Source organism: Mesorhizobium sp. WSM4847 (genome assembly GCF_055811335.1).
Map to the genome: position 1 here is coordinate 207,815 of NZ_JBVVPY010000005.1, position 15,023 is coordinate 222,837.

Here is a 15,023-nt window from a genome sequence, read left to right on the forward strand (position 1 = left end):
TTCTGCAACGCCGGAGATTGGCGAAATCCTGTGCGAAGGCGTCTTTCTCCCCGTCACTATACGGGGAGAAATGCCCGGCAGGGCAATGAGGGGCAGCGCCAACCAATGCGATTGCCTTGTATCCTCACGCAAATTCCATGATCACCGCGTCGACGGCGAGACTGTCGCCCGGTTTTGCCTTGAGTTTCGACACGGTGAGATCGCGCTCGGCGCGCAGCACGTTTTCCATCTTCATCGCCTCGACGACCGCCAGCGTCTCGCCGGCCTTGACCTCCTGCCCTTCGGCAACGGCGATCGACACGACAAGGCCGGGCATCGGGCAGAGCAGCATCTTCGAGGTGTCGGGCGCCACTTTTTCCGGCATCAGCCTTTCGAGTTCGGCGGTGCGCGGCAGCATGGCGCGTACGCTCACCGACATGCCTTTCCAGGCGACGCGAAGCCCGTTCAGCACCGGCCTGACCTGCGCGGCGATTCTTCGGTCGCCGACCGTGCCGCGCCAGATCAGGTCGCCCGGACGCCAGTCGGACGTGACCGTCAGCGCCGTGCCGCCGTCAATCGACAGACCAATCGCCAGCGGAATTGAGATCATGCCTTCGAGAACCGAGGCCGAAAGGTAATCCTTGCCGATCTTTACCACCCAGTCGCGTTTCAGCACACCCGAATGCGGCGCCAGCCGCCCGCCGAGCCGGTCGAGCCGGTCGCGGCGCAGCAGTTCGACCGCGGTGGCGATCGCTGCGAGCACGGCCGTTTCCTCGCTATCAGGCACGATCGGCGCGAAGCCGTCCGGATATTCCTCTGATATGAATGCGGTCGATATCCGCCCTTCCCGCCAGCGCGGATGCTGCATAAGTGCTGCCAGGAACGGCATGTTGTGCTCGATGCCGTCGACGACAAAACTGTCGAGCGCTTCGGACATGGCGTCTATCGCTGCGAGCCGCGTCGGCGCCCAGGTGCACAGCTTGGCGACCATCGGGTCATAGAACATCGAGATTTCCGAACCCTCGGCAACCCCGGTATCGTTGCGGATGACGATGTCGCCGAACTGTCCCTCTTGCGGCGGCCGGTATCTCGTCAGCCGGCCGATCGACGGCAGGAAATTGCGATACGGGTCCTCGGCGTAGAGCCGGCTTTCCACGGCCCAGCCTTTCAGCCTGACGTCGCTTTGCTTGATAGCGAGCTTTTCGCCGGCTGCTATACGGATCATCTGCTCGACCAGGTCAATGCCGGTGACGAGCTCGGTCACCGGGTGCTCGACCTGCAATCGTGTATTCATTTCAAGGAAATAGAAGTTCTTTTCACTATCGACGATGAACTCCACCGTGCCGGCGCTCTGGTAGTCGACCGCCCTGGCCAGCGCCACCGCCTGCTCGCCCATGGCTTTCCGGGTCCTGGCATCGAGGAAAGGGGAAGGCGCCTCTTCGACGACCTTCTGGTTGCGGCGCTGGATCGAGCATTCGCGCTCGCCGAGATAAAGCGCATTGCCATGCGCGTCGGCCAGCACCTGGATTTCGATGTGGCGCGGATCGACCACGAACTTTTCGATGAAGACGCGGTCGTCACCGAACGAGCTTTTGGCCTCCGACCGCGCCCGATCGAACCCGTCGCGCACCTCGGCCTTGCTCCAGGCGATGCGCATGCCCTTGCCGCCGCCGCCGGCCGAGGCCTTGATCATCACGGGATAGCCGATCTCGCCGGCTATTTTCTCGGCATGACCGGCATTCTCGATGACGCCAAGCCAGCCGGGCACCGTGCTGACCTTGGCCGCATTGGCGAATTTCTTCGATTCGATCTTGTCGCCCATCGCCCTGATCGCTCCGGGTTTCGGGCCGATGAAGACGATGCCTTCGTTCTCCAGCGCTTCACAGAAGGAGGCGCGTTCGGACAAAAACCCGTAGCCGGGGTGCACGGCTTCAGCACCCGTCGCCTTGCAGGCGGCGATGATCTTCTCCGGCACCAGATAGCTTTGTGAGGCTGGCGAAGGCCCGATATGTACAGCCTCGTCGGCCATCTCGACATGCACGGCGTCACGATCGGCGTCCGAATAGACCGCGACGGTGGCGATGCCCATCTTGCGAGCCGTCTTGATGACGCGGCAGGCGATCTCGCCACGATTGGCGATCAGGATTTTTGTGAACATGCGGGTTTTATTCCCTCGGCTGCCTTTCTTTTATGGGCTTGGCCCGGCCGGTCAAGGCACGTAGGCGCATATCCGGGGTGCCGAGTCGCCTGGTGCCGACCAAAACCGGGCACCGAACTGTCAATTCGTCCCATAGTCCTGAACCTGCAGATACGCTAAAGCTCGCCTCGATTGCCGATTTGGCTTGAGAGGAGAGCCCCGATGAAAACCCGTGCCGCTGTCGCTGTCGCCGCCGGAAAGCCGCTGGAAATCCTGGAGGTCGACCTCGACGGCCCTCAGCCCGGCGAGGTGCTAGTCGAGATCAAGGCGACCGGCATCTGCCACACCGACGAATTTACGCTGTCGGGCGCCGATCCCGAAGGCATTTTTCCGGCGATCCTCGGCCATGAGGGCGCCGGAATCGTCGTCGATGTCGGCAAGGGCGTCACCTCGGTCAAGAAGGGTGACCACGTCATCCCGCTCTACACGCCGGAATGCCGGCAATGCCCGTCCTGCCTGTCCAGAAAGACCAATCTGTGCACCGCGATCCGCGCCACGCAGGGGCAAGGGCTGATGCCGGACGGCTCGTCGCGCTTCTCGATCGGCAAGGACAAGATCTTCCACTATATGGGCTGCTCGACCTTCTCCAACTTCACCGTGCTGCCCGAGATCGCGGTCGCCAAGGTCAATCCCGACGCGCCCTTCGACAAGATCTGCTATATCGGCTGCGGTGTCACCACAGGCATCGGCGCGGTGATCAACACAGCCAAGGTCGAGATCGGCGCCACGGCCGCCGTCTTCGGCCTCGGCGGCATCGGCCTCAACGTCATCCAGGGCCTGCGCCTGGCCGGCGCCGACATGATCATCGGCGTCGACCTGAACAACGACAAGAAGGAATGGGGCGAGAAATTCGGCATGACGCATTTCGTCAATCCGAAGGAGATCGACGGCGATATCGTGCCCTATCTCGTCAACATGACAAAACGCGGCGCCGACCAGATCGGCGGCGCCGACTATACGTTCGACTGCACCGGCAGCACCAAGGTGATGCGCCAGGCGCTTGAGGCATCGCACCGCGGCTGGGGCAAGTCGGTGGTTATCGGCGTTGCCGGCGCCGGTCAGGAGATCTCGACGCGGCCGTTCCAGTTGGTCACCGGACGCACCTGGATGGGCACCGCGTTCGGCGGCGCGCGCGGCCGCACCGACGTGCCGAAGATCGTCGACTGGTACATGGACGGCAAGATCGAGATCGACCCGATGATCACCCACACGCTGAAGTTGGAGGACATCAACAAGGGTTTTGATCTGATGCATGAGGGCAAGAGCATCAGGAGCGTGGTGGTTTACTAAGAAATCGCGACGTGGCCGGGAGGACGCAAGGCAATCGCTTAGGTTTGCGCTGCCCCTCATCTGCCTGCCGGCATCTTCTCCCCGTATAGTGACGGGGAGAAGGGGCTGATCGCAACGTCGGCACGCATTCTGCCTCGCTGAAGATTAGCGAAATCCTTTGCGACAGCCTTTCTCCCCGTCACTATACGGGGAGAAATGCCCGGCAGGGCAATGACGGGCAGCGCCTACCTTTGACCGCTCTGGCCAATCGCCCGGCTTTCATACGCTTGGAACGAACCATGCCCGCACCCGCCATTTACGTCGATGCCGATGCCTGTCCGGTGAAGGCCGAGGTCGAGAAAGTCGCCGAGCGCCATGGCGTCGTCGTCACCTTTGTCTCCAATGGCGGCCTGCGTCCGTCGCGTGACCCGATGATCCGCAACGTCGTCGTGTCCAAGGGCGCCGACGCGGCGGACGATTGGATCGTCGACAATGCCAAGCCCAACGACATCGTGGTGACATCAGACATCCCGCTTGCAGCCCGCACGGTGGCGCTCGGCGCCTATGTGCTGGGGCCGACCGGACGCCCGTTCACGCCGGAAACGATCGGCATGGCGGTGGCGATGCGCGACCTCAAGCAGCATCTGCGCGAGACCGGCGAAAGCAAGGGCTACAACGCCAGTTTCGCGCCGCAGGACCGCTCGCGGTTTCTCGGCGAGCTCGACCGCATCTTGCGGCGCGCGCTGAAATCCGCCGCGCTGGGCTAGCGCTTGACCCCGAACCGGAGGTCAGCGCAGCAAAATCGGAATCGATCTTCGGCATCATGCGCACAGTCAAAAGTGCTATAATGTTCGAGCCCTAAAAGACGAGCGGCGGTAAGACGGACCGCCATCAGAGGCCGGGCCATGACGACCGAGACGCCCCTGAAGACACCACTGCACCGCCACATGCAGTTCGCGGTGTCGGCCTGCATCGGTGTAGTGGCACTAGCGATCCCGCTGGTCTTGCGCACTCCGTTGGCCTTTTCGATCGGCGCCAATGCGTTTTTCGCCGCCTACACCGTCATCGTCGTCGCCCAGATGCCGCTGCTCACCGGCCGCTTTTTGACCAAGAACGCGCGGGCCACCGACCAGCCGGTGCTAATCATCTTTGCGGTGACGCTGATTGTCGTCACCGTTGTCATCATCTCGCTGTTCCAATTGATCAATCGCGAGGGCAGCGCGCACCCTGTCGAACTCACCTTCGCGCTGCTGTCGATCCCGCTCGGCTGGTTCACCATCCACGTCATGACGGCGCTGCACTACGCCCATGTTTACTGGGTCAACGATGAAGAGACCGACCCCGGCAGCAAAGCGAAGCAGAAAAAGCCGGCGGCGGCCTCGTATTTGCCGGTCCTCTACTTCTCGACCACCGTCGGCATGACCTCGCAGACCTCCGATACGGCGGTCTCGACCACGCAAATGCGTCACATCGTGCTTTTGCATTCGATCCTGTCGTTCTTTTTCCATACGGTGATCGTCGCTGCCGCGGTCAACCTCGCCGTCAGTCTCGGGAGCCGGTAGCACCGGGCAGTCTGTAATAATTCCGTGATCGGATGAAACATCGCTTTGGCTGGCAACGTATTGGGAGGAGAACGATCGGAAAGGCCGGCTGAGCGGCCGGAAGGACGCGAAAAAATGCAATCGATTGCCAGGAGCCAATCCACTGTCGGGCCAGATGCCGCCGCGCCGAAAGATGCAACGCTGATCTACCGGCAATCGCGCTGGACGCGGCTGACGCACTGGCTTTGGGCCATTTCGCTGTTCTTCATGCTGCTTTCCGGCCTGCAGATCTTCAACGCCCGCCCCCAGCTCTATATCGGCAAGGAATCGGGATTCGCCTATAACAACACCATCTTCGCCATCGGCGCCGAGAACACCGCAAACGGCCCGCGCGGCTACACCGAAATCTTCGGCAAGCGCTTCGACACAACCGGTGTGCTCGGCTGGTCGGGGCCGGCGGGTCGGGAGACGGCCCGCGCCTTCCCGTCCTGGGCGACGATCCCCTCCTACTACGACCTCGGCACGGCCCGCGTCGTCCATTTCTTCTTTGCCTGGATACTGACCACGACCCTGGTCGTGTGGCTGGTCGCCAGCCTGATCAACGGTCATCTGCGCCGCGATCTTGTCCCGCGCATCGCCGATCTCAGGCGCTTGCCGCGAGACATCGTCGATCATGCCAAATTCAAGTTTCACCAAACGCGCGAGTACAACACGCTGCAGAAGATGGCCTATGGCGGCGTCATGTTCGTGCTGCTGCCGTTGATGATCATCACCGGCCTTGCCATGTCGCCGAGCATGAACGCGGCGCTGCCGTTCCTCAACGATCTGCTTGGCGGCCGGCAGACGGCGCGGACCATTCATTTCTTAGTAATGCTGCTGCTCGTCGCCTTCTTCATCATCCATATGCTGATGATCTTCGCCGCCGGCCCGATCAACGAGCTGCGTTCCATCATCACCGGTTGGTACCGAACCGATCCGCCGGAGCATGGCAGCAAGACGCCGCAGAGGAGTGCGTGAGATGGCAAAGTTTGTAATCAGCCGCAGAAAATTCCTGACCTCGGCAAGCCTCGGCGTCTCCGGCATCATGCTGTCGGGTTGCGATGCCTTCGACAGCCAGCTTCGTGTCGGCGATGGCCTGCGCAGCTTCCTTGAAGGCGCCAACGGCCTGACCTGGCGCGCGCAACGCCTGCTCGCCGGCGATTCGCTTGCGCCGGAATTCACCGAAGCCGACATTCGCCAGCCGCAGCGGCCGAACGGCGTCACCGCGCCGGACGACGATGTCTACAAGGGCCTGCTCGCCAACAATTTCGCCGACTGGCGGCTCGAGGTTTCCGGCCTCGTCGAAAAGCCGCTGTCGCTGACCCGCGAGCAATTGATGAACATGCCGAGCCGCACCCAGATCACCCGCCACGACTGCGTCGAAGGCTGGAGTTGCATCGCCAAATGGACCGGCACGCCGCTGTCGCTGGTGCTGGACCAGGCGGTGGTCAAGCCGCAGGCACGCTATGTCATGTTCCATTGCCTCGACACGATCGACCGCAGCCTGTCCGGCGACATCAAATATTACGGCTCGATCGACCTGATCGATGCCCGTCACCCGCAGACGATCCTTGCCTATGGCCTGAACGGCAAGCCGCTGCCGGTCGAGAACGGTGCGCCGCTGCGCGTCCGCGTCGAGCGCCAGATCGGCTACAAGATGCCAAAGTATCTCCGCAAGATCGAACTGGTCGACAGTTTCGCCGCCATCGGCGGCGGCAGGGGCGGCTACTGGGAGGACAATGGCTACGACTGGTACGGCGGCATTTGATCGCAACGCTGTCGCTGGCAGGTGACAAGGTGTCGCCGACAGGCTATGGATGACGAGTCGAGGGCTCAAATTGAGTCCTACCTGTTTGCGGGAGAGAGCAGCGAGAGCTGCCGCCGAAGGGGAAATCGCCCGAAATCTCTCAGGCAAAAAGAACCGTAGACGGGAAAGACACTCTGGAAAGTCGGGGCTTTTTTCGCCCCGCGCCGAAGGTGTAAGCGCTGCCGACAGAGTTACGGGGCGCGAGTCTCTCAGGCTTCAGACAGAGGGGCACGGACTGGTCGCCATTCGCGGCCGATTGCGTGCGACTCTGGAGACGACATGACGGGCGACGACACCAAACACCTTCCCCTAGAAGACCTGCACGTGGCCGCCAGTGCGCGCTTTGGCGCGTTCGCCGGCTGGTCGATGCCGCTCACCTATCCGGCCGGCGTGATGAAGGAGCACCTTCATACCCGCGAACATGCCGGCCTGTTCGACATCTCACACATGAAGCTGTTCGAGATCAGTGGCTTGGGCGCTGAAGCACTGCTCAATCGTGCCTGCCCGTTCGACGCCGGCGCGCTTGAGATTTCCCAGTCCAAATACACGTTCTTTCTCAATGAAGCCGCCGGCATCATCGACGATCTGATCGTCACCAGGCTCGGCCGGCAACGCTTCATGGTCGTCGCCAATGCCGGCAATGCTGAGGCCGACGAAAAACACCTTCGTGAGCTTGCCGACTTTGATGCCAAGGCGGACTTTGACGCCAAGATTGAAGCACTCGACCGCGTCTTCCTGGCAATCCAGGGTCCCGAAGCCTGGGCCGCCCTGTCGCGCGCCGGCATCGAAACCGGATCGCTGCTGTTCATGCACGGCTTCGAGCCGCGCGAAAACTGGTTCATGAGCCGCTCGGGCTATACCGGCGAGGACGGCTTCGAGGTCGGCCTGCCGGAAGCGGATGCGCGAAATCTCGTCGCCAAACTGCTCGAGGACGAGCGAGTGATGTGGGTTGGGCTGGCCGCCCGCGACAGCCTGCGGCTCGAAGCAGGGCTGTGCCTGCACGGACTGGACATCACGCCTGAGATCGACCCGGCCAGCGCCGGGCTGATGTGGGCGATCCCGAAGGAGGTTCGCGCCTCCGGCGCTTTCATCGGCGCCGACGCATTGCGTGCAATCCTGGAGCGCGGCCCGGCGCAAAAACGCGTCAGCCTGAAGCCGGAGGGCCGCCAGCCGGTGCGCCCCGGTGCAACCCTTTTCGATGCCGACGGCAATCCCGCCGGCCACGTCACCTCCGGCGGCTTCGGCCCCTCGGCCGGCCATCCGGTCGCCATGGGCTACGTCCAGGCGTCGCTGGCCAAACCCGGCGCAAAACTCTTCGCCGACGTTCGCGGGACCAAAATCCCGATCGATATCAATCCCCTGCCCTTCACGCCGCATCGCTACCGCAAAGGATGAACTTCATGGCAAAGACCTATTTCACTGAAGATCACGAATGGCTCCGCGTCGAAGGCGGTATCGCCACCATCGGCATCACCGACTACGCGCAGGAACAGCTCGGCGATCTCGTCTTCGTCGAATTGCCGGAGCCTGGGAAAAAGCTGGCCAAGGGCGATACCGCCGTCGTGATCGAATCGGTCAAGGCGGCATCGGACGTCTATGCGCCGGTCGACGGCGAGATCACCGAGGCCAACACCGCGCTTTCGTCTGATCCGTCCCTGGTCAATTCGGCGGCGGCCAGCGACGGCTGGCTGTGGAAGATGAAGCTGGCCGATGAAAGCCAACTCGAAGGTCTCCTGGATGAGGCCGCCTACAAAGCCCATATTGGTTGAGAGAGCAGGACCAGGAAAGATGACCGCAGCACCCTACTCCTTCTCGGCCCGCCATATCGGCCCCGGCCTCAATGATGTCAGAGCCATGCTGGCGACGATCGGCGTTCCGTCGGTCGAGACGCTGATCAGCCAGGCTGTGCCGAAATCGATCCGGCTCGACCGGCCGCTGGCCTTGCCGGCCCCGGCGAGCGAAGCCGAGGCGCTGGCCGAGCTGTCAGCGACAATGGCGAAAAATACAGTTTTGAAGAGCTTCATCGGCGCCGGCTATCACGGCGTCCACGTGCCGCCGGTCATCCAGCGCAACCTGTTCGAGAACCCGGCCTGGTATACGGCTTACACGCCCTACCAGGCCGAGATCAGCCAGGGTCGGCTCGAAATGCTGTTCAATTTCCAGACCTTGGTCACCGAACTGACCGGGCTGCCGGTCGCGTCGGCCTCGTTGCTCGACGAGGCGACGGCGGTGGCCGAAGCAGTCGGCATCGCGTTACGCCACCACCGCGATAAGCGGACCAAGGTGGCGCTGGCCGGCACGCCGCATCCGCAGACGCTTGACGTCGTGCGCACCCGCGCCGAGCCGCTCGGCATCGAGGTCGACGGTGACACGATCGACGACAACACAGCCGCTCTGCTGGTCTCCTGGCCCGATACGTTTGGCGTTTATGGCGACCACAGGGCGGCAATCGAGAAAGCTCGCGCCACCGGCGCGCTGGTCGTCTTCATTGCCGATCCGCTCGCCCTGACGCTGACCGACGCGCCGGCTGCGCTTGGCGCCGACATCGCCGTCGGCCCGATGCAGCGCTTCGGCGTGCCGATGGGCTTTGGCGGGCCGCATGCCGCTTATTGCGCCGTTTCCGACAGGCTGACGCGGCTGATGCCCGGCCGCCTGGTCGGCCAGTCCACCGACAGCAAGGGCCGGCCCGGCTATCGCCTCGCCTTGCAGACGCGTGAACAGCATATCCGCCGCGACAAGGCGACCTCCAACATCTGCACCGCGCAGGCGCTGCTCGCCAACATGGCGACCGCCTATGCGATCTGGCACGGCCCTGCCGGGCTGCAGGCGATTGCCGGCCGAATCCATGCATTGGCCAACCGGCTGGCTGACGGTCTCAAGGCAGCAGGAATCTCGGTGCTTGGCGCAAGCCGATTCGACACGGTGACGGTGGAAGTGAAAGGCAGAGCCGGGGCGATTGGCGCCGCAGCCGAAAAGACCGGCCGATTGCTGCGCGTCATCGACGCCGACCGCATCGGCATCAGCTTCGACGAGACCTCGACCGATGCCGATCTGGAGGCGATCGCGGCGCTGTTCGGCGCCAAGCGGGGCGCAGCCGCCGGCAGCACCATGCCCGGAAAACCGCGCGGCAAGGCGTTTCTCACGCAGCCTGTCTTCCGCGAAAACCACTCGGAAACCGACATGATGCGCTTCCTGCGCCGGCTGGCCGACAAGGACCTGGCGCTCGACCGCACCATGATCCCGCTCGGCTCCTGCACGATGAAACTCAATGCCGCCGCCGAGATGATGCCGGTAAGCTGGCCTGATATCGCCAATTTGCATCCCTTCGCCCCGGCAAGCCATTCGGCCGGTTACCGCGCCATGATCGACGAACTGGAAGCCTGGCTGGCGGAGATCACCGGCTTCGACGCGGTGACCCTGCAGCCCAACGCCGGCAGCCAGGGCGAGTATGCCGGGCTGCTCGCCATTCGCGGCTATCACCGCTCACGCGGCGAAGCTCACCGCACGGTCTGCCTGATCCCGTCATCGGCGCATGGCACCAATCCGGCGAGTGCGGCGATGGCCGGCATGAACGTCGTCGTCGTGCGCTGCACCGAAGACGGCAACATCGACGTCGATGACCTGAAAGCCAAGGCGGACGAGCATGCGCAAGACCTTGCGGCGCTGATGTTCACCTATCCCTCGACGCACGGCGTTTTCGAGGAAGGCGCGCGCGACCTCTGCGCCCTTGTCCATGAGCATGGCGGCCAGGTCTATTTCGACGGCGCCAACCTCAACGCGCTGGTCGGTCTCGCCCGCCCCGGCGACATCGGCGCCGACGTCTGCCACATGAACCTGCACAAGACGTTCTGCATCCCGCATGGCGGCGGCGGTCCCGGCGTCGGCCCGATCGGCGTCAAGGCGCATCTGCAACCCTATCTGCCCGGCCACGTCGTCGAAGGCTCGGGCCATGCCGTGTCGGCTGCACCGTTCGGCAGCGCTTCGATCCTGCCGATCACCTGGATGTATATCCGGATGATGGGCGCTTCGGGCCTGAAGCAGGCGACCGAGACGGCGATCATTTCCGCCAATTATGTGGCGACGCGGCTCGGAGCGCATTTCCCGGTGCTCTACAAGGGCAGGCACGAGCGCGTCGCGCATGAATGCATCCTCGATACCCGCGTGCTCAAGGACGGTGCCGGCATCAGCGTCGACGACGTCGCCAAGCGGCTGATCGACTATGGTTTCCATGCGCCGACCATGTCGTTTCCGGTCGCCGGCACGCTGATGGTCGAGCCGACCGAGTCCGAGCCCAAGCGCGAGCTCGATCGCTTCTGCGAGGCGATGATCGCGATATCAGGCGAGGCAGCCAAGGTGGCGGAAGGCGAATGGCCCCTGGCCGACAATCCGCTGGTCAATGCGCCGCATACCGCCGCCGAGGCGCTGGCCGGCCAGTGGACCCATCCCTATTCGCGCCTGGAGGCGGCCTACCCCGCCGGCGATGCCGACACGTCAGCCAAATACTGGCCGCCGGTGTCGCGCATCGACAATGTGGCCGGCGACCGCAACCTCGTCTGCTCCTGCCCGCCGCTGTCGGAATATCTGGGGGCGGCGGAGTAGACCATGATCCCGAAAAGTGGAATCCGGTTTTCGGACAAGATCATGGTCTAACAAGAAGATAGAAGCCTCAATCAGGCAGAACGCAAGGCCGGCGCGTCGGCCTTGCTCGCCTTGTTCTGGGCGACGACGCGATTTCGCCCGGCGCGCTTTGCCGCATAGAGTGCGGCGTCGGCTTCGGCCAGCACATTGTCGAGACTGGTGCCATCCGTCCCGCCAAAGCCGATGCCGCCACTGACTGTGCTGCGCAACGGACCAAGCTGGGTGGCGACGACTTCCGTGCCGAAGGCGACGCTGATCTTGCTCGCAATGTCGTAAGCCTTCTCTTCAGTCATCCGCGACATGACGAGGACGAATTCCTCGCCGCCCAGCCGGAAGGCGTCGACGCCGGTCCTGGAGTATTTTCTGACGACAGCGGCGAAGCGGCGCAGAACCTGATCGCCGACCGGATGACCGAATACATCGTTCGTCTTCTTGAAATGGTCGAGGTCGAACATGGCGACGGACATGAACGGGCCGAAAATCCGCTCGCCGTAGAATGCCGTCAACGCCCGCCGGTTCATCAGCCCGGTCAATGGGTCGGTCATGGTCTCGGCCTTCAGTTCGATCTGCGCCTGCAAATGGTGCAGGGAGAGCGTCAATGCGCCGAGCCCCGTCATGCAGGCGACCGCCACGGCGGAATTCAACCGTTCGGCCCAGTTGTCGGGCGCAACGCCGAGCACCCATTGGCCCTTGACCAGCAGGACCGCGCCGCAAAGTCCGAAGGACAGCGCACAGACGCCGCTCAGGAACGAAACGACCAGCAATATCCGGCGATCATGACCACCTTTGATCCAGAACATCACCCCGATAAGCGAGAGCAGCGCCGTTACCGTCGCGTAGGTGACGATGAAGCCGACGCCGTCAAAGCCCAGCGACGTCGCGCCTGCGCAAACCGCCATCCCAGCCAGGGTCGGCAAGATGGCGCGCCTGTAGTCGTGGACGCCGAGATACTGCATGGCCGACAGGCAGAGGGTCAGAAGGCCCAGGCTGAGAAGCGCAAGTACAATCTGGCAAAGCCAGGGGCTGGGATGCTTGGCATAGTGCCAGAACAAGACCACATGTGCGACGAGCACGAGAATGCCGCACGCCACCGTCAGCACAAAGCGGGCCTGTGGCGCGGTGCACCAGATCGCAAACATGGTGATGCTGAGGCACGTGCCCGACAGCGCTGCCGCAAGCAGGAGCGAACTGTAATCCAACATGCGTAAGCGACAGCCTCTTCTCGGGTTCTTGCCGCATTCTAGGTCAGCAGCAATCCGCGAAGACCCTTTTTCGGCCAACCTTCCGGCGTAACCTCCGGACAAGGTTTACAAAGCGTCGATGCCCTCGGCCCATTTCCGCCGCTTGGTTGTCGAATGGTTTTGCAGTAAGAGGCTCTATCCTCGAACGTAACGGGAACCTCCGTCGCCTGCCCGCAAAAAGCGTGGCAGTATCGGGTGGTGATTCGCAGCATCGCAATCCAGGACCAGCATGAACGACAGCAACGATCTTTTCGGCAATTTGGACAAGCAGCCGCAACCGGTTCGCGCCACCGCGCGCCCGGCCGACCCGCTGGTGCAGGCGGCGAAGCGCCCGGCATCCCGCGACGGCAGCGAGAGCTACAGTGCCGCCGACATCGAGGTTCTGGAAGGGCTGGAGCCGGTGCGGCGGCGGCCCGGCATGTATATCGGCGGCACCGACGACAAGGCGATGCACCATCTGTTCGCCGAGGTCATCGACAATTCGATGGACGAGGCGGTCGCCGGCCACGCGACTTTCATCGATGTCGAGCTTTCGGCCGACGGATACCTGGCGGTGACCGACAATGGCCGCGGCATTCCGGTCGATCCGCATCCGAAATTCAAGAAGCCGGCGCTCGAAGTCATCATGACGACGCTGCATTCGGGCGGCAAGTTCGACAGCAAGGTCTACGAAACCTCGGGCGGCCTGCACGGCGTCGGCGTCTCCGTCGTCAACGCGCTGTCGGACCATCTCGAGGTCGAGGTCGCGCGCGGCCGCCAGCTCTATCGCCAGCGCTTTTCGCGCGGCGTTCCGGTGACCGGTCTGGAGCAGCTCGGCGAGGTGCATAACCGCCGCGGCACCAGGATACGCTTCCATCCCGACGAGCAGATCTTCGGCAAGGGTGCGGCGTTCGAGCCGGCGCGGCTCTACCGGATGACGCGCTCGAAAGCCTATCTGTTCGGTGGCGTCGAGATCCGCTGGACCTGCGACCCCTCGCTGATCAAGGAGAAGGACACGACGCCGGCCAAGGCCGAGTTCCATTTTCCCGGTGGCCTCAAGGATTATCTGAAAGCCTCGCTCGGCGACGAATTCCAGGTCACCCGCGAAATCTTTGCCGGCAAAAGCGACAGGCAAGGCGGCCACGGCTCGCTCGAATGGGCGGTGACCTGGTTCGGCGGCGACGGGTTCCTCAATTCCTACTGCAACACCATTCCGACCGGCGAAGGCGGCACCCACGAGGCCGGCTTCCGCAACGTCTTGACGCGCGGCCTGCGCGCCTATGCCGAGCTGGTCGGCAACAAGCGCGCTTCGATCGTCACCTCGGAAGACGTCATGATCTCGGCGGCGGGCATGCTGTCGGTGTTCATCCGCGAGCCGGAATTCGTCGGCCAGACCAAGGACCGGCTGGCGACGATCGAGGCGATCAGGATCGTCGAGGCCGCGATCCGCGACCCCTTCGACCACTGGCTGGCCGACAACCCGCAGGAAGCTTCGAAGCTGCTCGAATGGGTGATCGCGCGTGCTGACGAGCGGGTGCGCCGCCGCCAGGAGAAGGAAGTCTCGCGCAAGAGCGCGGTGCGCAAGCTGCGCCTGCCCGGCAAGCTCGCCGACTGCACGCAGAATGCCGCGGCCGGCGCCGAGCTCTTCATCGTCGAGGGCGATTCGGCCGGCGGCTCGGCGAAACAGGCGCGCGACCGCGCCAGCCAGGCAGTGCTGCCGCTGCGCGGCAAGATTCTCAACGTCGCCAGCGCCGGCAACGACAAGCTGGCTGGCAACCAGCAGATTTCCGACCTGATCCAGGCGCTTGGCTGTGGCACGCGGTCAAAATACCGCGATCAGGATCTGCGCTACGACCGGGTCATCATCATGACCGACGCCGACGTCGACGGCGCCCACATCGCTTCGCTGCTGATCACCTTCTTCTATCAGGAGATGCCGAGCCTGGTCCGCGACGGCCATCTCTACCTGGCGGTGCCGCCGCTCTACTCGATCCGCCAAGGCGGCAAGGTCGCCTATGCCCGCGACGATGCGCACAAGGACGAACTGCTGCGCACCGAGTTCACCGGGCGCGGCAAGGTCGAAATCGGCCGCTTCAAGGGGTTGGGCGAAATGATGGCCGCCCAGCTCAAGGAAACCACCATGGACCCGAGAAAGCGCACGCTGCTCAGGGTCGACGTGATCGATGCCGAGGCGGCGACCAAGGATGCGGTCGACGCGCTGATGGGCACCAAGCCGGAAGCCCGATTCCGCTTCATCCAGGAACGCGCGGAATTCGCCGAGACGGAAGTGCTGGACATCTGAGCTAACCCGCTCGCGTCGAATGCGGAGTTCC

At 63.4% G+C, this 15,023-nt stretch carries 11 protein-coding genes and 1 riboswitch; of the genes, 9 read left to right on the forward strand and 2 right to left on the reverse strand.

All coding sequences use genetic code 11. The features are described 5' to 3' along the window. Positions 1 to 124: 124 nt before the first annotated feature. Positions 125 to 2,137 (reverse strand): acetyl-CoA carboxylase biotin carboxylase subunit, encoded by a 2,013-nt coding sequence (locus AC0L28_RS09175; protein WP_473476910.1) that lies wholly within the window; start codon positions 2,135 to 2,137, stop codon positions 125 to 127. Between the two features lie 201 nt (positions 2,138 to 2,338). Here AC0L28_RS09175 and AC0L28_RS09180 point away from each other — a divergent pair, with 201 nt between their 5' ends. The 8 genes from AC0L28_RS09180 to gcvP all read left to right on the forward strand — a co-directional run bounded on the left by AC0L28_RS09180 (position 2,339) and on the right by gcvP (position 11,431). After that, positions 2,339 to 3,466 carry an S-(hydroxymethyl)glutathione dehydrogenase/class III alcohol dehydrogenase gene (locus AC0L28_RS09180; RefSeq protein WP_236374391.1) on the forward strand — a complete coding sequence of 376 codons (1,128 nt, stop codon included), beginning with the start codon at positions 2,339 to 2,341 and terminating at the stop codon, positions 3,464 to 3,466. A 278-nt stretch (positions 3,467 to 3,744) separates the two neighbouring features. Beyond that, a complete protein-coding gene (locus AC0L28_RS09185; protein ID WP_473476912.1) occupies positions 3,745 to 4,212 on the forward strand; it encodes a YaiI/YqxD family protein in 468 nt (155 codons plus the stop codon). A gap of 138 nt (positions 4,213 to 4,350) precedes the next feature. Continuing rightward, positions 4,351 to 5,007: a DUF1345 domain-containing protein gene (locus AC0L28_RS09190; RefSeq protein WP_473476915.1), complete on the forward strand. Its 657-nt coding sequence runs from the start codon at positions 4,351 to 4,353 to the stop codon at positions 5,005 to 5,007. Positions 5,008 to 5,121: 114 nt separating this feature from the next. Further along, positions 5,122 to 6,003, forward strand: a complete 882-nt coding sequence (locus AC0L28_RS09195; protein WP_473476917.1) for a cytochrome b/b6 domain-containing protein — start codon at positions 5,122 to 5,124, stop codon at positions 6,001 to 6,003. Position 6,004: 1 nt separating this feature from the next. Continuing rightward, the gene (locus AC0L28_RS09200; RefSeq protein WP_202362538.1) at positions 6,005 to 6,793 is read left to right on the forward strand and encodes a molybdopterin-binding protein; all 789 of its coding nucleotides are present in this window, start codon (positions 6,005 to 6,007) and stop codon (positions 6,791 to 6,793) included. A gap of 78 nt (positions 6,794 to 6,871) precedes the next feature. Then, a riboswitch (glycine riboswitch) is annotated at positions 6,872 to 6,959 on the forward strand. Positions 6,960 to 7,111: 152 nt separating this feature from the next. Then, on the forward strand, positions 7,112 to 8,227 hold the full coding sequence (gene gcvT / locus AC0L28_RS09205) for a glycine cleavage system aminomethyltransferase GcvT (RefSeq protein WP_473476920.1): 1,116 nt from the start codon (positions 7,112 to 7,114) through the stop codon (positions 8,225 to 8,227). Between the two features lie 5 nt (positions 8,228 to 8,232). Beyond that, complete coding sequence (gene gcvH / locus AC0L28_RS09210) at positions 8,233 to 8,601, forward strand: glycine cleavage system protein GcvH (protein ID WP_473476923.1); 369 nt, start codon at positions 8,233 to 8,235, stop codon at positions 8,599 to 8,601. Between the two features lie 19 nt (positions 8,602 to 8,620). Next, the gene (gene gcvP / locus AC0L28_RS09215; RefSeq protein ID WP_473476926.1) at positions 8,621 to 11,431 is read left to right on the forward strand and encodes an aminomethyl-transferring glycine dehydrogenase; all 2,811 of its coding nucleotides are present in this window, start codon (positions 8,621 to 8,623) and stop codon (positions 11,429 to 11,431) included. Between the two features lie 71 nt (positions 11,432 to 11,502). Here gcvP and AC0L28_RS09220 read toward each other — a convergent pair whose 3' ends face one another. Next, entirely contained in the window at positions 11,503 to 12,672 is a 1,170-nt protein-coding gene (locus AC0L28_RS09220; protein ID WP_473476928.1) for a GGDEF domain-containing protein, read from the reverse strand. A 268-nt stretch (positions 12,673 to 12,940) separates the two neighbouring features. On the opposite strand from AC0L28_RS09220, the gene parE reads away from it, so the two are divergent. Then, positions 12,941 to 14,992 (forward strand): DNA topoisomerase IV subunit B, encoded by a 2,052-nt coding sequence (gene parE / locus AC0L28_RS09225; protein WP_023801056.1) that lies wholly within the window; start codon positions 12,941 to 12,943, stop codon positions 14,990 to 14,992. Positions 14,993 to 15,023 lie beyond the last annotated feature (31 nt).